An 18,924-nucleotide genomic window follows, 5' to 3' on the forward strand; every position below is an offset into this window, starting at 1 on the left:
GCCCCTTGCGCCGCTGAACTCTCGCACGCAGAGCGATGTACCGCACCGGCATCGCACCCGGCACCAGCGGCGCAACACCTTCCACTTCAGGCCAGGATGGCATCAACTCAGCCGCGGGTGGGGAGACACATGCGGCTCCTCACCCTTGCCCTGAGCGTCGCTATGGCCGCCGGCGGCGCGGCGGACGCCCGCGGACACCGCGGCGATACCTACATCAACAGCGACGGCGTGGTCGTCCACCGGCCTGTTCGGGCCCCCTCTCCTCCCCCGGGCGCCACCGCGCAGTGCCGGGACGGGACCTACAGCTTCAGCCTCCATCATCAAGGGACGTGCTCCTACCACGGCGGCGTCATGAGCTAGCTGTCAGGCATGCAATCCTCTAGGCTTCAACTCCGAGATGCAGGCCAGGGGGGCGCATGCGCAAGCTCATATTCGCACTCACGATCGCCGCAGGCATCGCGGCGTGCGCCGCGCCCACAGTGGTCGCTGCCGGTCCTGAGTTTCTCCAGTACGAAGGCCGCAACGCGGTGCACGAGGGCCAGGGCGGCGAGCGCAAGACCATCGACGGCGTGGACTTCTGGCTCCGCGGCGACCCGCCCCGCCGCTATCAGGTGCTGGGTTCGCTCAGCGACCGCCGGCACAAGACGGGGATCTACGGCGCCATCCGCATGTCGGGCCTGGAGACCGACATCGCGAGGGCCGCTAGAACCGCCGGCGGCGATGCGGTGATCCTCGAAGGTGAACAGGACGAAGTGACCGGCGTCACCGGCTCGTCGTTCGGCAACGTCAACGGGACCTATGGCGGCGGCTACTACAGCGGCAATCGCTCGTCCTTCGGCGTCGCCCGGGAAATGAAGGACCACGAGAGCCGCTACATCGTGGTCAAATATCTTCCCGATCCGCCAGCGGCCACGGCGCCGAGCACTCCACAAGCGCCGACGTCGCCACCTTGACAGCCGTGATCGCTGACGCCCCCAATCCTACAAGACGAGCCCGCTCCGCTTGAGCGATTCCCCTCGAACATTCGCCGGCGCGCCGTTGGAGCCCGACCCTATCGACCTCGCCATCGGCGCGCGCCTGCGGGTGCAGCGCCACCACCTCGGGCTCACACTGCAGGCGGTAGCCGCGGCGGCCGACTGCTCTCATCAGCAGCTCCAGCGCTACGAGCAGGGCCGCAACAGGATCACAGTCAGCGCCCTCGCCCGGCTGGCCGCAGCGCTGGCCATCCCCGTCGCCGCCCTGATCGGCGATGACGAAGCGGCGGCCTACGTACCCGCCGCGCTGATACAGCCGGGCGCGCTGGAACTTCTGGCCGCCTATGCCGCCCTTGAGCGCGCTGACGATCGGGCGCTTCTGCTGCGCCTGGTCAACGCGCTCTCGCGAGACGAACCGGCATGGCCCAGGTAATGGCCTGCAGCTACGCCGGCACCGCCCCCGGCGCGGTGCACTTGGTGAACTTCTTGGTCTTCGGGTCCTTGCACTTCGTCGGCTTCGCGGCCGCCGGCGGCGCTGTTGGGGTCTTGCAGAGGTCGGCCTTGGCGAACTGGCCGTTGGCGCCGATGCACTTGCCGGCCGAGTTCAGCTTGTACGGCGGCGTCGCGGCGGCGTTGGCCGGCGCCGAGGCGATGCTGAGCATGCCGACCGCGGCGATCATCATGAGGGCGTGGCGCATCAGGGGTTCTCCCTAGTGTTGTGACCAGGGCGACGCTCGCACCGCGCCGGCCGCGCCGCAAGCCGGTTGCGTACCCAGAGCGAACGCTATCGCAAGGCTGACGGCGCAGCCGCTGAGCGCTCCGGTGCGGTCTCGGATACCGCGTCGCGCGTTAGCGTAGGCGCCCCAGGAGCGATTCGAACTCCAGCTTCTGCTGGCGGATCGAGCTTAAATAGAAAGTTGCTCCCAGCCCTCCTCTATCCAAGGACCACCGTTTGCACGACACCAGTTGAGGCAGCCTTTCCGGACGCTCGCGCCGTTCCAACCTACACGAAGCGGGCGGCGCGCCTCGCCCCCGCGAGCAGCCTGAGCTTCAGAAGTGCTTGCGAGGTGAAAATGGCGGATCAGACGTACCTGACGCCCGAGGAAGTCAGCGCGCGTTATCGTGGCGAGGTATCTCTCGCTACGCTGCGAAACTGGCGATCCCTCAAGATCGGGCCTTCGTTCCTGAAAATTGGAAAAGCCGTCCTCTACCCTCGCGACGAACTCGACACCTGGGATCGCAACAAGGTGATCAAGTGCCGTGACCACAGGGCATCGACAGGGTGCGATCGGGACGGAAACGGACCGTGAACCTACCGGCTCGCCCACCGCCCCCAATAACAGCCATCAGACCTCAGCGATAATCTGAATATATCCAATGTTTTCCGATAGTTGTATCATTGCGAAACGATGGTGCATAACCACCCGTCTGGCGATCCCAGCCCCTCGGCCGCCGACATCGACATGACCCGTCAGGTGGTGGACGCCGGCCGGGCCCTGCGCATCGCCGTGCACGACCACCTTGTGGTCGGCCGCCAGGGCGTGGCCAGCTTCAAGGCTCTGGGCCTGTTCTGAGGGCCGCCAAGGGAGCGGCGGGTCAGACGGCGCCCTTTCGGTCGGCCCACGCGGCGCGGACCCGCGCGGCGCCGTCGCGGCTGCAGGAGATTGACGATGAAATATGGAAGTGATTACATCCTTTCTGTCGACCGCACGCTCGCGCAGCGTGGCGGTGGGCTCCATGACCGCAACTGCAGCCGGGACTTGTCGCCATGCTCTCCAACGCCCCGTTCCGCGCGCCTGACCGCCCGCCGCAGAAGCTTCGCCCGCTGAAGGCCTTCACGCATTTCCGCAAGCTGGTCGCCGACAAGGAGGACACGGCCCAGGTCTTCTACATGGCCGACTGCCTGCCCAGCCGCCGCTACGTGAACCTGGCCGAGCGCTTCTGCGCCAGCGCGCTCGGACAATCCCTGATGACGTCTGAACCCTATTTGCCAGACATTCTGGATGACCACGAAACCCTGCTGGCCATGCCCGAGGGCAGCGTGGCCCACGCCTATGTCGCCTTCATGCGCAGAGAGGGCCTGTCGGCGGCCGGTCTCGTCGAGGCGAGCGCCTTCCCCGGGATCGAGCGGCATCCGGATCAGCTGCAATGGTTCACCGACCGGCTGCGGGACCTGCACGACCTTGCCCACATCCTGACCGGATACGGCCGCGACGCCCTGGGCGAACAGTGCGTCCTGGGCTTCACCAGCGCCCAGTATCACGACCTGACCGAGTGGTTCATCGCCTGGATCGGCGCCCTGGAGTTCCAGGCGAGCATCAAATCCGATGCGCCGGTCTTTCGCGCCGTCGGCGAAGCGCGCCGCCACGGCGCGGCGTCCGCCAAGATCTACGAGCAGGATGTGCGCGCGCTCCTCGCCGAGCCGCTCGAGGCGGCGCGGGCCAGGATGGGCATAGGGCGTCCCACCCAGTACGAAAATGCGCACCGCCGGCTGCGGGCAAAGGGTCTCGATCCGTATGCCTTGCTTGCCGCCGCATGAGCCGGTGGCGGCCGCCATCCAGCCGCCGCGCGCACCCGGTCACTCCGTGACGTAGAGCTGCAAGAACGCCAGCAGCATTCGCTTCAGTTCGGTCACGATCCGGGCCGCTTCCTCCGGCTCGGCCTGCAGGGCCAGGTCCAGCAGGCGATTGGCGGTTTCGATGATCACGAGGCACAGGGTGCGCAGTTGCCGGTCGTCAAGCTTGACGCCGAAATCGCGTAGGCCGGCGGCGAGATCCTCCTGCAGCGCGCGATTGCTTCGCTCATCCACCAGGCGAAGCTCGGGCGAAGCCTGCGCGGCCGCGCGCAGGGCCGCGTAGCCAGGGCGCCGCTTGGCGCCCTCGTAGTACCCGTCGATCGCCCGGTCGATGCTCGCCTGGAGGTCTGCGCCCGAGGGATGCTTCAGGTCGCCCACCCAGGTTCGCTCCAGTTCGCCAAAGCCCTCGGCCAAGGCCACCAGGATGGCCCACTTGTTGGGGAAGTAGCGGTAGATGGCCCTGACGCCGACGCCGACCCGCCGCGCCAGCAGATTGGTGTTGAAGCCGTTGACGCCGACTTCCTCGAGCAGCTCGGCGCTCACCAGCAACACCCGCTCCACGGTGGCCTGGCTGCGGGCCTGCTGGGGTCGGGCGCGGCGGTTGAGCTCTGGGATCGACATGGCGCCTGCCGTTAGCGCGGCCATACCTGCCGCACAATGAAAGCCTGCGTGGCCGACAGACCCAGGGCGGCGCGGCGCGCGCCTTCGCCCTGTCAGTCGGCGTCCACGACGGTGCGGATCGCGAATTGGGACACCAGGCGCTGCACGCCCGGCAGGCGGGCCAAGGTATCGCGGTGCACGCGCTCGAAATCATCGTCGGCGCGCACCGGCACCTTCAGAAGATAGTCGCTCTCCCCGCTCATCAGGTGGGCCTCGGCGATGTCGGGGTTGCGCCGGACCGCCTCCTCGAACCGGGACAGGGTTTCCTGGGACTGGTCCTTGAGGGTCACCGAGACGAAGACGATGGACGGGTTGCCCCGGGCCTGGGGCGAAAGGCGCGCGCGATAGCCTCTGATCAGCCCCCGCTCCTCCAGGAGCTTGACCCGGCGATGCGCCGCGGAAGGCGACAGCCCCACCCGCTCGCCAAGGCGCGCGGCGGTGACGCTGCTGTCGTTGGCAAGCAGATCGAGGATCTTGTGATCGAGGGCGTCGAGCATGGAGGATATCCTGTTCAGACCCGGCCTATGAGGATTTCTTCCACAAAATCGCGGTCAGGACGCCGAAGATCGGGACCTTTCCCCGTGACCTGCGCCGTATTTTCCCGATCAGACATCCTGTCAGGAGGGAAATCATGCGTATCGGCGTGCCGAAGGAGATCAAGGTCCACGAGTACCGGGTCGGCCTGACCCCCGAGGCGGTCGGCGAACTGACCAGCCGCGGCGTTGCCGTGACGGTCCAGGCCGGCGCCGGCGCCGGCATCGATTTCTCGGATGCGGACTATGTGGCGGCGGGCGCCGAGATCGTCGCCGACGCCGAGACCGTGTTCGCCGCCGCGGACATGATCGTCAAGGTCAAGGAACCCCAGTTGCACGAATGCGCCTGGCTGAAGCCGCACCAGACCCTGTTCACCTACCTGCATCTGGCGGCGGACAAACCGCAGGCGGAGGCGCTGATCCGCTCGGGGGCCACCTGCATCGCCTATGAAACCGTCACCGACGACCGCGGCGGCCTGCCGTTGCTTCGGCCGATGTCCGAAGTCGCCGGCCGCATGAGCGTCCAGGTCGGCGCACATTATCTGGAGAAGGCCCAAGGCGGTCGCGGCGTCCTGCTGGGCGGGGTTCCGGGCGTCATGCCCGCGAAGGTGGCGATCCTCGGCGGCGGGGTCGCCGGCGTGCATGCGGCGGAAATGGCCCTGGGACTGCGCGCAGACGTCACCATCTTCGACATCTCCACCCAGCGCCTGGCCGAGCTCGACGCCCGGTTCGACGGGCAAGTGAAGACCGCCTTCGCCTCCAAGGCCGCCATCGCCGCGGCGATCGCGGACGCCGAGGTCGTGATCGGGGCCGTGCTGATCCCCGGCGCCGCGGCGCCAAAGCTGATCACCCGCGCGATGTTGAAGAGCATGAAGCGCGGGTCGGTGCTGGTGGACATCGCCATCGACCAGGGCGGCTGCTTCGAGACCAGCCGGGCGACCACCCACGAGGCTCCGGTCTTCGTGGAAGAGGGCGTGATCCACTATTGCGTCGCCAACATGCCCGGTGCGGTGGCGCGGACCAGCACCCTGGCGCTGAACAACGCCACCCTGCCCTTCGTGCTGCAGATTGCCCGGGAAGGGGTCGACAAGGCTCTGGCCGGCTCGGCGCATCTGCGGCGGGGCCTGAACGTGGCCGGCGGCGCCGTTCGACATGCGGCGGTCGCCGAAGCGCTCGGACTGCCCTTGGCGGCGTAGGGGATGGAAGGCGCAGAGGCGCAAGCCTCCGCGCCGCGCCATCGGCGCCTGGGAGACCGGGCCGGCGGTTCCCGGAGCCGGCCCTCTTCGTCCTGCGGCGCTCAGGTGGCGGCGGCCTTGGTGAGCACCACCGGCAGCTGGGCCAGTTGCGACATCACGCTGCCTGGCAGCCAATGGTCCTCGTCCGAGGCCAATGAGACCTGGAGGCCGCTGGCGATCACGGTCTCGACCATGCATCGCGCCGCCAGCGACGCCACGAAGCGGCCGGGGCAGATGTGCGCGCCGCCGCCGAAGGTCGTCACCCCCTGCTGCGGTCGGTCCAGATCGAACCGTTCGGGATCGGGGAACGCCGCAGGGTCCTGGTTGCCCACCCCCCACATGACCATCACCTGCACGCCCTGGGGGATGATCACGTCGTCGTAGGCGACCTCCGCCGTGGTCAGCCGGTTCAACTGGATGACCGGAGGCTCCAGCCGCAGACTCTCGGAGACGGCGGCGGCAATCTTCTCGGGCGACCGGCGCAGGGCCGCCAGCACGTGGGGACGCTGCGCCAATACGTACAGGGTATTGGCCACGGCCAGTGCGGCCGTGTGGAAGCCGTCGAACAGGTTGCCGGCGAGGAAGGCGCCCGCGGACTTCGGGACGAAGCCGCCGTGCCCCAGGTCGTCGGCGATGTCGATCGCCGCCAGGTCCCTGGCGATGCCGGCCACGAAGGGACAGTCGCCCTTGGCCAGGGCGCGGTCCCCGGCGCCTTCGACGAGGCCGCGGTAGGCCCGGGCCGCCGCGTCGATGCCGGCGCGGGCCTCGGGCTTTGGCGCCAGGTTCAGCATCGGGCTCATCCGCCGCGCTTCCACCGCCGCGGCGACGGCTTCGTCGTCCGGCATGTCCAGCAGGCCGCCCCAGTAGCGGCCGATCAGCGGCTCGGCGAACCGACCCACGAAATCGACCGGTTCTCCGATCGGCAGGCCCGCCAGCAGCTCGGCGGCGATGGCGCGCGTCCGGTCCGCATGGGTCGCCACCGGCCTGGGCCCGACCTGGTTCAGCAGCACCCGCCGGAGCGCCGGGTTGAGCGGCGCATTGCTGGTGAAGAGCTGGTTCTTGATCAGGTCGGCGACCGCGAAGCCCGGTCGGCCGGCCGACTGCGCCGGATCCTCGAGCAGGCCCGGGAACATGACCGCCGGCGCGAGGGTCGACATGTCCGGCGCCGCCGCCAGGGCTCGGACGTCCGCGTGGCGAAACACGGCGAGCGCCCCGTCGGCGCTGCGCAGAAAGCGCGGCCCGCCCGGCGCGAAGACGCGCCGGCAGAAGGCGTGGAAGCTCTGACGGCCTCCCGCGTAGCCGTAATCCCCCAACGTCGGCAGCGCGCCGACGTCGAGCATGTGCGGTGCGGCGGCGAGGGTGTCGGCAGTCATGGCGCGCTCCCGGGAAGCGGTCGTCGGGCGCGCGGGCGGACGACCGCCGCGCGCGCCCTCCTGGTTCGGATCAGAAGTGGTAGCCGAGCTCGACTCCGTAGGTCCGGGGCGGGCCGTAGACCGGCTCCAGGAGGCCGAACGGGGCCGAGAGGTCCGTCGAGGTGAGGGCGTACTTGGCGTTGGCCACGTTGTGCACGAACACCCCGGCCACCCAGCCCTGATGCGACTCGAAGTCGATGTTCAGGTTGTGGACCCAGTACGGTGACTGCTGGATGTAGGGATCGTTCGTCGAGTCGAACCACACGTGGCTGCGGTAGTTCGAATTCCAACGGAAGTTGATGTCGTTGTCGTTCGACAGGCCGAGCTTGTAGTCGAGGACGCCGCTGAAGGTGAAGTGGGGCGCGTTCGCCAGATCCTTGCCGCTCAGCGAGGTCAGGCTGGTGAACAGCGGCAGGGTCCCATCGTCCAGCTTGGCCCGCAGCCAGGCCGACTGAAGGTCGATCGTCAGACCATGCACCGGTGTGGCGGTGATCTGCATCTCCACGCCCTCGGTGTGCGCCTTCCTGGCGTTGGTCAGCAGCTGCGTCGTCGTCTCAATGAACGTGCCGTTGCCGGTCTGCAGCGTCTGCGGCACCGCCGCGAAGATCTGCTCGTCGCGATAGTCGTTGTAGAAGCCGGCGAGGTTGAAATTCAGACGGTGGTCGAAGAGCGTGGCCTTCTCGCCGATTTCGTAGGCGGTGACCTTCTCCGGCTTGATCGGCTGCAACTGCAGCGCGGCCTGCTGCGAGTCATTGCTCAGGAAGCTGCCGTTGAAGCCACCGCTCTTGAAGCCGGTTGAGGCGCTGGCGTAGGCCTGAATCTCCCGGGTGAAGTGATAGCTGAGCGCAGCCCGCCACGTGACGTTCGACCAGGATTTCGCGTTGTCGTAGTTGATGAAGTCCTGCAGCGGACCGTAGTTGCCCAGCCCGCCCGCCTGGTATTGGGTCGAGCCGCTGTAGGTGAACGACTTCTTTTCCCATGTGTAGCGGCCACCGAGGGTCAGGGTCAGCTGGCGCCAGGTGTAGTCACCCTGGCCGAACACCGCGAAGCTGTCCGTGACCTGCTTGGAGTGGTCGTAGGAGCGCTGGGCGATACCGTCGAAGGCGCCGGGGCCGGCGGGAATTCCGAAGCCGCCGAACAGGTCGCCGTCGCCGAACAGGTCCAGCGGCTGGTCCTGGCGCAGGGTCTCATGCAGGTAGAACGTCCCCACGACCCAGTTGAAGTCGTGCGAATTGTGGGCCAGGCGGAACTCCTGGGTGACCGTGCTCGACTTCACCCCATAGGTCGCCGACAGCAGGTTGTTCGGACTGGCGTCGGTTTCCTCCGGGTGGAACTTGTCGTCCCACTGGTAGGACGAGATCGAGGTCAGCACCGCCGGACCGAAGTCGTAGTCCGCGCGGATCTGGTTGATCGACACGAAGTTGGTCAGCTGCTGCAGGCGGTTGAACGAACCCGCCCACGGCCTGGCCGTGCCATAGCCGAACAGGTCCACACATCCACCGGCCAGCGCCTGGGCCGGCGTACACATGACCGGGGCCGCGTCCCCTTGCGTGCCCGGCTGATAGACGCCGATGTGGCCGTACGGCTGCGGCCGGTTGTGCACATAGCCGTCCATGGTCTCGAAGTAGAGCTTGAGACGATCATTGGGCTTGTACAGCAGCTGCAGCCGCACCGACTCGTTGTTGACGTTGTCGATCGCCGAGCCGCCCGTGTAGGCGTTGCTGGTGTAGCCGTCGGAGTGATTGACCACCACGGCGATCCGGCCCGTCAGGTTCTGCGCGATCGGGCCGCCGATGGCGCCCGCCACCTGCAGGGTGTTGAACGCGCCATACTCCAGGTGCAGGTCGCCGGTGATGCGGTCGGTCGGCTTGTTGGAGGTGAAGACCAGCGCGCCGCCGCTGGTGTTGCGGCCGTAGAGCGTCCCCTGCGGTCCCTTGAGCACCTGGACCTGCGCCAGGTCGAAGGTGGCGAACGACTGAGCTGACGGGGCGCTGATGTAGACGTCGTCGACATAGACGCCGTTAGGGCCGGCGTTGTTGGTGTCGAAGTCGTTCAGGCCGATGCCGCGGATGGTGATGAGCGGCTGGTTGCCCTGCCCGATCGGGCTGATGATGGTCACGTTCGGCGTGACCTGTCCGAGATCCTGGGTGCTCTTGATGCCTGCGGCTTGCAGGTCCTTGCTGTTGAGCGCCTGGATCGAGACCGGAACGTCCTGGATGTTCTGGCTGCGACGCTGGGCTGTGACCACGACCTCCTGGATCTGAGCCGACGCCGGCGCTGCGGCCGGCGCCTCGGCCCGTGCGGCGCCGATACCCCCCAGCAGGGCCGTGGCGGCGGTCGCGGAAAGGAGGCCGGCGCGGCGGCCCAGACTTGCTTGAGCGATGGACATGTTTCCAGATTCCCCCTGCCGGGACCGCCCCGGTAGCGATTCAGGCGTTTCGTTATCGACGCTCGACGAGTCTTCCGGGCCATAGGGCAAAACACGGCCCTCGCGTCAGCATCTACGCCGAGTTAAATCGACATACGTCGATTTTGCAACGGCCTTCCGATGCCTCCATGACGGCAGATGGCGCTGTCTTTGAAGGAAAAAGCCGACGAACCGTCGATCTGCCTCCCAGCTGCCACAGCCTTAACTCGTCAATGATTGACTATTGGGCGCCTCGTCCCGCAGCTTGTGCGATACCCCAGCGGCCGCGATAGGATGGCGGCGCGCTCCAGGAAGAGGATGGCCGAGCCGAATGGCCCAATTCGCCGAAAAGGACTCCCCGCCGCCGCCGCCCACGATGGGTCGGCGACCGGCGCAGAAACGTGGTCAGGCACGGGTCGCAGCCCTGCTGGACGCCGCGGACGCGCTCCTGCAGGAACGGGACATCAACGACATCAGCCTCTACGACGTCGCCCACGCGGCCGACGTGCCGCCGACGTCGGCCTATCACTTCTTCCCAACCAAGGAGTCCATCTTCCTGGGCCTGGCCGACCGATACCTGCAGACCATGCACGCGGCGCTCGACGCGCCGTTCGACTACGAGGCCCTTGAGCACTGGCAGGATCTCGTCGCGCTCCGCTACAACCGCGTCGTCGACTACTTCAACGCCAGCCAGAATGCGCTGAAGCTGTTCATGGGCATGGCGCTGATGTCGGACGTCAGGCGGCTCGACTTCCAGGACATGGACAACCTGGCCGCCCGCACCTACCAGTCCATGAACCGCTACTTCGAGATGCCGTACGTCCGGGAGCCGGCCTTCAAGTTCTCGATCAGCTTTGCGATCTACGACGGCGTCTGGGCCACGTCCTACGCGAAACACGGACACATCACGCCCAAGTACGCCAAGGAGGGGCTGCGGGCGGCGCTTGCCTACATGTCGACCTTCCTGCCCAGCACGATAGCGCCGCGTTCGCCGGAGTCCCTGGCGCAGGAACTGGCGCCCAAGGCGGAAGCGGCCACGCCCCTGGCGGCGCGCCCCGCGCCCAGAAGCCGGCGCGCCGTCCGCTGACGGCTACTTCGCGTAGCCGGAGGTCCCGATCCGCCGGTGGAAGTCCGCGAACTCCGCGGCCGTCAATCGCCGCGGCTCACCCAGGGCCTGGGCGTGGATGTACTGGCGGCAGCAGATCTCCAGGCGGTGCGCGCCCCTGATCGCGGCCTCCATCGTCCGGCCCCGCGCCGTGGCGCCGTGATTGCCCATCAGGCATGCCGTACGTGTCTTGAGCGCTTCGGCCACATCGATCGCCAGGGCCTCGCTGCCGAAGGTGTTGTAGGGGACGCACGGCACGTCGTCGCCGCCGAACGCGCCGACCATGTAGTGGAAGCCCGGCAGCGGCTTGCAATGACAGGCGACCGCGACGCAGAAGTCCGAGTGTGTGTGCACGATGGCGTTGGTGTCGGCGCTGCAGCGGTAGACCCTGGCGTGGAGCTGCCACTCGCTTGAGGGGCGCAGCCCCTTTTCCCAGGTATCATCGGGTCCGACATAGACGACGTTGTCCTGGCTGATGGTCTCGCCCGTCGCGCCGGTCGGGGAGATCAGCATGCCCTCGCCGTAGCGAAGGCTGACGTTGCCCGAGGACAGTTCGGTCAGCCCCAGGCCGACCACCTGCTTGTATGCCTGCACCAGTTCGGCCCGCGCCAAACGCTCAGAGTCCATGGCCATGCTCGCTCAACCTTCCGCGGAGTGGCGCTCGGCCTCGCGGAGGCGATGGAGCGCATTGAACAGAAACTGCTGATCCCCCAGGCCGCCCGGCTTCAGGACGAACGAGGTGGGGTTGGGCCCTGGCGCATGGCAATAGCCGCCAAAGAGGTCGTCATAGGCGGCGACCTCAAGCCGTCCGACGTCCAGCGCCTTGAGCACCTGCCCGGACGTTTCGCCGCCCGCGATCACGAACTTGCCGACGCCGAGCCTGCGAAGGCGCACGGCCACCTCACCCAGAATGCGGTCGGCCCGTTCCGAAGCGCCCTCGCGCCCGAAGGCCGCCTGCGCCGCCGCCACGCCCGCCGGATCCGCCGTCGTGGCGATCGCGACAGGGCCGTCCTGCAACCGGTCGGCCGCCCAGGCGGCGATGTTGTCCACGAGGCCCGCCGTCTCCGCGTCGCGCGCCAGATCGATGCGCCAGACCGGATGCCGCTCCGAAAAGGCTTCAAGCTGAGCCATGGTCGCCATGCCGCAACTGCCGGCGATGACCGCCTCGCGCCCGGGAGCGCCCGAAAGGAGCCGCCGCCCGCTGCCCGCTTCGCGCGGCGCGCCCGCGCGTCGATCCTCGATGATCGCCGGCGGCAGGGAATCGGCGCCCGTGACCAGGCGCCAGTCGCGCGTTACGGCCGCGATCTTGGCCACATCGGCATCGTCGATGGCGTCCATCACCCAGAACGGAACCTCAGGCTGGGCCTCGAGCGCCGCGGCGATCGCCTGAGCATCCGCGGTCAGCATCTGATGGTCGGCAAGGGCGACGCGCCACGCCGTCTGGCGCCGCAGCTTGGCCACCACGTCCGATGTCGTGGACGGAGTCATCGGATCGAACCGCTTGGCGGTCTCGGACATCAGGGTCGAACCGATGAAGATATGGCCCTGGTACATGGTCAGGCCGCGGTCGATATAGGCCGGGCAGAACAGGGTGCGCTTCGCGCCCGTCGCCGTCAGCAAGGCCTCGGCGATAGGGCCGATGTTGCCCTGGTCAGTGGATTCGAACAGGGCGCTGTACTTGTAGAAGATCGTTCTGGCGCCGCGTTTGGCGAAGGCCGCCGCGGCCGCCGCCGCCTCCAGACGCGCCTGGGCAGGCGCGACCAGGCGGATCTTGCGCGCCAGCACGACCGCCGTCGGGTCTCCCGGCAAGGCGAGAAGCTCATCCACACTGGTCACCAGCGGGCAGGCGACGCCGGCCGCCTCCAACTTGCTGGCGATGATCATGCCGCCCGTCAGATCGTCCGCCAGCACCGCGAGTTCGAGCACCTTCAATACCCTCCCGGCCCCAACGCCCTGTCCGGTTTTGGATACGCAAAATCCCGTAACTCGACAACTATCTATTTTCGGGGGGCAGATTCAGCCGGAACGCGGCCGATCCCCCGTCGAAATATCGAGGCGTGACGGCGGGGCTTCAGGCGCGCGCGTCATACAGACAACCTGAGCACGGCCGACCTTGAGGCGGAGGCGCGCCGCGCACCTGCGCAATCCTTGGTCGCGAAGCCCCCCAGACGGTCAAAACTCGACGCTTGACGACTTTGGAGTTGATGCGCCGAAAAACGTCGTGTTAGCGTCCCGCAACTCTTTTCCCGGCGAGGCACGATGTCTGACACCTTGAATTCACAGGATTCGATCTGGCGGGAGCGCGCCAGGTCGGTGCTGCCGAACGGCATGTATGGCCACTTGGCGACACGCTCGGCGCCGGAGGCGTATCCGCAGTTCTTCTCCCGGGCCGAAGGGACGATGATGTGGGACGTCGATGGCGTCGGCTACATCGACTACATGTGCGCATACGGGCCGAACCTGTTCGGCTATGGCGACCGCGAGATCAACGACGCCTATATCGCCCAACTCCGCCAGGGCGATACCCTGACCGGCCCATCGCCGCTCCTGGTGCAGTTGGCCGAGGCGATGGTGGCCCAGGTTTCGCACGCCGAGTGGGCGCTGTTCTGCAAGAACGGCACCGACGCCACCACGTCCGCCGTGATGGCGGCGCGAGCGGTCACCGGGCGCACCAGGGTTCTGCGCGCCCGCGGTTCGTATCACGGCACCTCGCCCTGGTGCGCGCCGGCGCCCGCCGGGACCACCGAAGCCGACCGCAACGCCGTCGTCTGGTTCGATTTCAACGACGTGGAAAGCCTCAAGGCAGCGGCAGCGGAAGCCGGCTCCGACCTGGCCGCGATCATCGCTACGCCGGTCAACCAACAGGCCTACTACAAACAGGCCATGCCAACCGTCGAATACGCCCAGGCCGCGCGCCAGGTGTGCGACGCCGCCGGCGCCTTGCTGATCACCGACGAAGTGCGAACGGGCTTCCGCGTCGCCACCGACGGCATCTGGGACAAGCTGGGCGCCGCGCCGGACCTTTCGGCCTGGGGCAAGGCGATCGCCAATGGCCACTGCCTCTCGGCCCTGCTGGGCAATGCGCGGGCGCGGCCGGGCATCGAGAAGATCTTCGTCACCGGCTCCTACTGGTTCTCCGCCGCGCCGATGGCCGCCAGCCTGGTCGTGATGTCGCGCATCCGCGAGGGCGGCTACCTGGACCAGATCAACGCCACCGGCGAGGCCCTGCGCACCGGCCTGGACGACCTTGCCAGGCGCCACGGCGTCGGCTTCGACCAGACCGGCCCGGTGACCATGCCGCTGATGACCTTCACCGACGATCCGGACCTGCGCGCCGGTTTCCATTGGTGCACCGAGATGCTGCGCCAGGGCGTCTACATGCATCCGTGGCACAACATGTTCCTCAACACGGCGATGACGGACGAGCACGTCGAGACGACGCTGAAGGCGGCCGACAAGGCGTTCGCCTCGCTGAACGCCGTGCGCGCCACCTTGCCGCCCAACACCCGCCTGCCCGGCGCCTGACACAGACGGACGCAGGGCGGCGTCTGCCGATCGTCCGGGAGGGATCGATGCAAAGCGAACCGGAACTGACGGTGGATGGGGCGCTGCCGGGCGTGGTGGTCGAGATGACCGCGCCGACGGCGCTTCACGACGCCCTGCGCGGGACCGAGGGGGCGGCCATCCCGATCTCCGTCGCAGGGATTGCGGCAACGATCGTTATGGGCTGCGTCGCCCTGCTGATGCTGGGCATCCAGCCGATCGTGCTGGGCGGGCTTCAGGCCGCCGGGCGCCTGTCGGTGCCGCAGATGGGACAGGCGGCCACCGTCGAGACCCTGGCGCTGGGCGTCGTCTCCGCCGGCATGGCGGCGCGGGTTCCCCATCGGGGTCTGCGGTTCTGGGGCCTGGGGAGCGCCCTGCTGCTGCTGGCCGCGAACGCGATGGGCGTGGTCACCAGCGGGTCGGGCTTCGTCCTGAGCCGGGCGCTGGCCGGCGCCGCCGCGGGCGTCATCGTCTGGATCGCCGTCGGCCTGATCACCCGCCGTCAGGACGCCAGCCGGGTCAACGCCATCTTCCTGGGCGCCCAGGCCCTGAGCCAGGGCGCCGTGGCCGCCCTGGCGCCCATGGTTCTTGCGCCCGCGCTCGGGGCCAACAGCGGCCTTTGGGTCATCGCCGCCGGCGCCGCCCTGTGCCTGCCGCTGCTGCTGTTGATCCCCGGCAGCCTGCCGGAGCTGCCCGCCGAGATCCGCCGAGGCGCCGGCCTGCAGATATCAAGCCTCTCAGGCCTCGCCTCGAGCCTGCTGCTGATGGGCGGCATCGTCGGCGTCTGGGTCTATGTCGAGCCCATCGCCCATGCGATCCACATTCCCGAGCGGACCATCTCGCTGTCCATCGCCGCCTCGCTGGGCGCGCAGGTGGTCGGAGCCATGATCATCGTGGCCGCCGACCGCTGGGTGAGGCCGGTCGCGGGCCTGCTGGCCACCGCCGCCGCCTTCCTGGCCGTCACGGCGGCCTTCGCCTGGCCCTCGTCGCAGGCGGCCTTCGTGGTCGCGACCGTCGCGTTCGGCCTGCTCTGGACGGCAGCGCTGGCGCTGGGGATGCCCCTGCTGATCGCCGCCGACCCCACGCGCCGGGCGCCGATGTACGGTCCGGCCGCGACGCTTCTCGGCAGCAGCCTCGGCCCGCTGGCCGCGGGCGCGTTCGCGACCGACAGCAACATGAAGCCCGCCCTGGCGACGGCCGCCGTGCTGTTCGTCCTGGGCGCGGCGGCCACGGCGGTGTCTGCGGGAACACGCCCCCGCCCCGCCCGTTCCAGCTCGTGACCGGGCGCGTGTGGAAGGGCTCGCCCCGCCGCCGCCGGACCCCTGCGACTTCAATCACCCGCCAGAAGCGACTCGAAGCCTGCCGCCATGAAGCGGGCCATGCGTTGCTTCACGGCCTCGAAGTCGCCTGAGCGGCACAGCCCCCCCGACAGGCGATCGATGCGGCCGGTGCAGGCCAGGGTGTTCATCAGCGACCCGGTGACGAAGTGGTAGCCCCAGAAGACGTCTTCATCGGGCAGGTCGGGCAAGGCCCTCTTGAGGATCGAAATCAGCCTCAGGACGACGGGGTCGAAGTACTTGTCCATCAGCGCCGCCCCTTCGGGCGTGTTGCTGATGCGCGCGCCGAACGCGCCGTAGTTCATCCACCGGGCTCCGCCGTGGATGTAGAGATCGAGGTCGGTGTCGAGGAAGGCGCGCAGCGCGCCCTCGACGGTCGGCCTGTCCCCGGCCGCCGCTTCGTACGCCTCCAGCGCCACCATCCGGCGCCCGACGGTTTCCCCGGCGCGCCGCTCGAACACCGCCTCGAAGAGGGCCTGCTTGTCCTTGAAATAGTAGTGGATCAGGGTGGTGTGGATGCCCACGCGCTGCGCCACGTCGCGCAGGGTGACGCCGTAGAGGCCGCTGCGGGAAAACAGGTACTCCGCTTCATCCAGGATCTGTTCGAGCGTCTCGGCCCGCTGCTGCGCCTTGCTGCGCGACGGGCGCCTCGAGGGCCTTGGCTCGGACATGCGGGACGCTCCGGCGGGACAGGCGGTCGAACGGGCCAGCGCCCGACCGCCTTTGTGCACAACACTTCAAGGTCGACCAGGGGCGCCGGCAGGCGCGGCCCAGGAGCGTCTGCCGGCGCGGCTCGGTCTCAGTAGATCTTCAGGACCTTGATGCCGAACTGACGGGGCGGACCGGCGAAATCCAGGCCGCTGTTCAGCGCGCCGACATAGTGCTGATCCGTCAGGTTGGTGGCGTAGGCGGTGACCAGCCAGCTGCGGTGAGACCAGGCCAGCTGGGCGCCCAGGATGTTGCGGTCGGAAAGCCGATCGCCCAGCGACGCGTTCTCGAACAACGTCGCCCACTGCGCCGCGACATGGCCGAAGTTCACGCGCGGGGTCAGCGTGTCCCCGCCCGCCAGCCTGAACTCGTACTGCGCGCCGAAGTTGATGGTGAAGTTGGGCGCGTAGGTCTGTTGCCGTCCCTGAAGGGCGAGGCAGGAGGCGCTGACCGGGCCCGTCTTCGGGTCGCACGGCAGACCACTGGCGATGCGCGGATCGGTGGCGAAGAACACGCCAAGGGCGCTGTGCTGCGCGCTGATGCCGAAGTCCAGCGAGAGCTGGCCGAACTTGGCGTCGGCGTCGGCCTCGACACCATAGATCTTGGTGGTGTTCGGCACGTTCAGCTCGATGCTGAACACCGGGAAGGCCGGGTAGCCGATGCTGACCTGGAAGTTGCGATAGTCGTTGTAATAGGCGTCGAGGGTCGTGCGGATCCGGCCGCCGAGGAAGTTGGCCTTCCAGCCGCCCTCGAACGAGGTCACCTTTTCCGGCACGAACGGCGCGGGCAGGCCCAGGCCCACCGGCACGTTCAGGCCGCCGGGCCTAAAGCCCGTGGCGACGAAGGCGTAGAGATAGTTGTTGGCGTCGGGCGTCCAGCCGATCGAGGCCTTGTACGAGAAGTTGTCGGACTTGGCGGTCTGGTGGTCGTCGAGCAGCGTTCCGTACTGGATGATCGACACCGCGTTGCTGGTGCGGCTGTTGGTGTAGCGCCCGCCGAAATCGACCTTCAGCTGTGGGGTCAGGGCGTAGCCGATCTGGCCGAAGACGGCCAGGGACCGCACCGGGTTGCGCCCCTCCAGCTTGTACTCTCCGGCCACGATGCCAGGCGGCGTTCCGATCACGAACTGATAGGGCGCCAGGAAGTTGTAGGTGTCCCACTGGGCGTAGGCGCCCAGCAGCCAGGTCAGGCGAGCCTTGTCCGGCGAGATGATGTTGAATTCCTGGGAATAGGCGGTCTCGTTGACGTTGTCGAAGAACGTCCAGTTCGTCGCCGCCGAGCCGTCGAGGTCGGCGGTGTAGGTCGTGTTGCCGCTCTGCACCGACGAGATCGACCGCAGCTTGACGCCGTTGCTGAGCTGGTAGTCGATCTTCAGCACCGAGCGGACGAACTTGTCGCGCGCCGCCTGCGGTGAGTTCGCCGTGATGTTGAACAGGTCCCGGTAGTTCGGATTGGGCGTCGAGCTGCCGACCGGCAGGAAGGCGAAGCGGTCGTAATAGGGGTCGGCCGGATAGGCGCCCATGTCGAGGTAGTCGAGGTCCGTCTTCCACAGCACCGACAGTTGCTGGGTCGGGGTCCACAGCACGCTGGAGCGCACCGCGCCGGCGCGCAGATTGCCCGGGTTGCCGGTGTACGGCGCCCCGCCGGCGCCGGTGATGTGGTAGAAGCTGTCGCGCCGCTCGCCATAGAAGGCGATCCGCGCCGCCAGGGTCGGACTGACCGGCAGGTTGACCGCCCCCTGCAGGGCGGCGTCGTTGTAGTTGCCGTACTGCCCCTGCAGATACCCGTGCACGCCGCCCTCGACGATCGGATCGTTGGTGTTGACGAACACCGCCCCGCCGGTCGCGTTCTGGCCGGCGATGGTGCCCTGCGGCCCGCGAAGCACCTGCACGTTGGCGACGTCGAAGTACGGCTCTTCCTGGAAATAGCCCGGGAAGGTGGCCACCCCGTCGCGATAGGTGATGACGCCGGTGCTGGTCTGGCTGTTGTGCTCGGCCTTGCCGATGCCGCGGATGTTGAATTCCAGGCCCTGGCCGAAATTGTCGATCGTCACGTTCGGCATGGCGAACTGCAGCTGATCGACGTTGACGACGCCCTTGTGCGCCAGGTCATTGCCCGTCAGCACGGTGGCCGCGATCGACGTTGTCATGAGGTTTTCCGAGCGCCGCTGGGCGGTGACGATCAGTTCGCCCACCTTGGCCGTATCGGACGCCTCAGGCGTGTCGGCCGCGTTTCCCCCACCTGTCGCCTGAGCTTCGGCGACGCCGCAGCACGCCAGCACAAGCGCTGACGCGCTCAGCCAAAGGGCTGATGCCTTCATGGTTCCCTCCCAGGACCTGACGCCGTTCCGGCGTTCTGAGGCGAAGGTTGCCGCAAAGGCAGGGGGCTGGCAATGCTAATTCTCGCGAGAGTGAATTGAGCGGCGCCAGGCGTCG

At 67.9% G+C, this 18,924-nt stretch carries 17 protein-coding genes and 1 pseudogene; 9 read left to right on the top strand and 9 right to left on the bottom strand.

The features are described from left to right. Window positions 1-129 precede the first annotated feature (129 nt). From ACO2Q3_RS01470 to ACO2Q3_RS01480, 3 genes are read left to right on the top strand one after another with little or no spacing between them, the layout of a single operon-like run. Window positions 130-360 carry a DUF3761 domain-containing protein gene (locus ACO2Q3_RS01470; protein WP_423304595.1) on the top strand — a complete coding sequence of 77 codons (231 nt, stop codon included), beginning with the start codon at window positions 130-132 and terminating at the stop codon, window positions 358-360. Between the two features lie 56 nt (window positions 361-416). Further along, entirely contained in the window at window positions 417-953 is a 537-nt protein-coding gene (locus ACO2Q3_RS01475; protein WP_423304597.1) for a hypothetical protein, read from the top strand. Between the two features lie 49 nt (window positions 954-1,002). Next, complete coding sequence (locus ACO2Q3_RS01480; RefSeq protein WP_423304599.1) at window positions 1,003-1,407, top strand: helix-turn-helix domain-containing protein; 405 nt, start codon at window positions 1,003-1,005, stop codon at window positions 1,405-1,407. 10 nt (window positions 1,408-1,417) lie between these two features. Here ACO2Q3_RS01480 and ACO2Q3_RS01485 read toward each other — a convergent pair whose 3' ends face one another. Next, complete coding sequence (locus ACO2Q3_RS01485) at window positions 1,418-1,672, bottom strand: hypothetical protein (protein WP_423304600.1); 255 nt, start codon at window positions 1,670-1,672, stop codon at window positions 1,418-1,420. Between the two features lie 711 nt (window positions 1,673-2,383). On the opposite strand from ACO2Q3_RS01485, the pseudogene ACO2Q3_RS01490 reads away from it, so the two are divergent. Continuing rightward, window positions 2,384-2,548, top strand: a pseudogene (locus ACO2Q3_RS01490) (JAB domain-containing protein); the annotation flags it as partial. 194 nt (window positions 2,549-2,742) lie between these two features. Next, window positions 2,743-3,513: a Coq4 family protein gene (locus ACO2Q3_RS01495; protein WP_423304601.1), complete on the top strand. Its 771-nt coding sequence runs from the start codon at window positions 2,743-2,745 to the stop codon at window positions 3,511-3,513. Window positions 3,514-3,552: 39 nt separating this feature from the next. On the opposite strand, the gene ACO2Q3_RS01500 is transcribed toward ACO2Q3_RS01495, so the two are convergent. Together ACO2Q3_RS01500 and ACO2Q3_RS01505 are read right to left on the bottom strand one after the other, a co-directional pair. After that, the gene (locus ACO2Q3_RS01500; protein WP_423304602.1) at window positions 3,553-4,170 is read right to left on the bottom strand and encodes a TetR/AcrR family transcriptional regulator; all 618 of its coding nucleotides are present in this window, start codon (window positions 4,168-4,170) and stop codon (window positions 3,553-3,555) included. Between the two features lie 92 nt (window positions 4,171-4,262). Further along, window positions 4,263-4,706: an Lrp/AsnC family transcriptional regulator gene (locus ACO2Q3_RS01505; RefSeq protein WP_423304604.1), complete on the bottom strand. Its 444-nt coding sequence runs from the start codon at window positions 4,704-4,706 to the stop codon at window positions 4,263-4,265. A 134-nt stretch (window positions 4,707-4,840) separates the two neighbouring features. Here ACO2Q3_RS01505 and ald point away from each other — a divergent pair, with 134 nt between their 5' ends. Then, on the top strand, window positions 4,841-5,938 hold the full coding sequence (ald, locus tag ACO2Q3_RS01510; RefSeq protein ID WP_423304605.1) for an alanine dehydrogenase: 1,098 nt from the start codon (window positions 4,841-4,843) through the stop codon (window positions 5,936-5,938). 101 nt (window positions 5,939-6,039) lie between these two features. Here the strand turns inward: ald and ACO2Q3_RS01515 are convergent, their stop codons facing one another. After that, window positions 6,040-7,350 carry a cytochrome P450 gene (locus ACO2Q3_RS01515; RefSeq protein ID WP_423304606.1) on the bottom strand — a complete coding sequence of 437 codons (1,311 nt, stop codon included), beginning with the start codon at window positions 7,348-7,350 and terminating at the stop codon, window positions 6,040-6,042. Between the two features lie 70 nt (window positions 7,351-7,420). Then, window positions 7,421-9,778, bottom strand: a complete 2,358-nt coding sequence (locus tag ACO2Q3_RS01520; protein ID WP_423304608.1) for a TonB-dependent receptor — start codon at window positions 9,776-9,778, stop codon at window positions 7,421-7,423. A 349-nt stretch (window positions 9,779-10,127) separates the two neighbouring features. Between ACO2Q3_RS01520 and ACO2Q3_RS01525 the strand changes: the two genes are divergently transcribed. Then, complete coding sequence (locus ACO2Q3_RS01525; RefSeq protein WP_423304609.1) at window positions 10,128-10,883, top strand: TetR/AcrR family transcriptional regulator; 756 nt, start codon at window positions 10,128-10,130, stop codon at window positions 10,881-10,883. A 3-nt stretch (window positions 10,884-10,886) separates the two neighbouring features. Here ACO2Q3_RS01525 and ACO2Q3_RS01530 read toward each other — a convergent pair whose 3' ends face one another. Then, complete coding sequence (locus ACO2Q3_RS01530; RefSeq protein ID WP_423304611.1) at window positions 10,887-11,528, bottom strand: class II aldolase/adducin family protein; 642 nt, start codon at window positions 11,526-11,528, stop codon at window positions 10,887-10,889. A 12-nt stretch (window positions 11,529-11,540) separates the two neighbouring features. Continuing rightward, window positions 11,541-12,827, bottom strand: coding sequence for a four-carbon acid sugar kinase family protein (locus ACO2Q3_RS01535; protein WP_423305642.1), 1,287 nt, complete (start codon window positions 12,825-12,827; stop codon window positions 11,541-11,543). A gap of 333 nt (window positions 12,828-13,160) precedes the next feature. On the opposite strand from ACO2Q3_RS01535, the gene ACO2Q3_RS01540 reads away from it, so the two are divergent. Both ACO2Q3_RS01540 and ACO2Q3_RS01545 read left to right on the top strand, forming a co-directional pair. Continuing rightward, window positions 13,161-14,426: an aminotransferase class III-fold pyridoxal phosphate-dependent enzyme gene (locus tag ACO2Q3_RS01540; protein ID WP_423304612.1), complete on the top strand. Its 1,266-nt coding sequence runs from the start codon at window positions 13,161-13,163 to the stop codon at window positions 14,424-14,426. A 47-nt stretch (window positions 14,427-14,473) separates the two neighbouring features. After that, complete coding sequence (locus ACO2Q3_RS01545; protein ID WP_423304613.1) at window positions 14,474-15,724, top strand: hypothetical protein; 1,251 nt, start codon at window positions 14,474-14,476, stop codon at window positions 15,722-15,724. A 50-nt stretch (window positions 15,725-15,774) separates the two neighbouring features. Here ACO2Q3_RS01545 and ACO2Q3_RS01550 read toward each other — a convergent pair whose 3' ends face one another. After that, the gene (locus ACO2Q3_RS01550; RefSeq protein WP_423304614.1) at window positions 15,775-16,452 is read right to left on the bottom strand and encodes a TetR/AcrR family transcriptional regulator; all 678 of its coding nucleotides are present in this window, start codon (window positions 16,450-16,452) and stop codon (window positions 15,775-15,777) included. A gap of 128 nt (window positions 16,453-16,580) precedes the next feature. After that, window positions 16,581-18,809 carry a TonB-dependent receptor gene (locus tag ACO2Q3_RS01555; RefSeq protein WP_423304615.1) on the bottom strand — a complete coding sequence of 743 codons (2,229 nt, stop codon included), beginning with the start codon at window positions 18,807-18,809 and terminating at the stop codon, window positions 16,581-16,583. Window positions 18,810-18,924 lie beyond the last annotated feature (115 nt).

The organism is Caulobacter sp. KR2-114, assembly GCF_049446115.1.
In the GTDB taxonomy this organism is placed as follows: Bacteria; Pseudomonadota; Alphaproteobacteria; order Caulobacterales; family Caulobacteraceae; genus Acaudatibacter.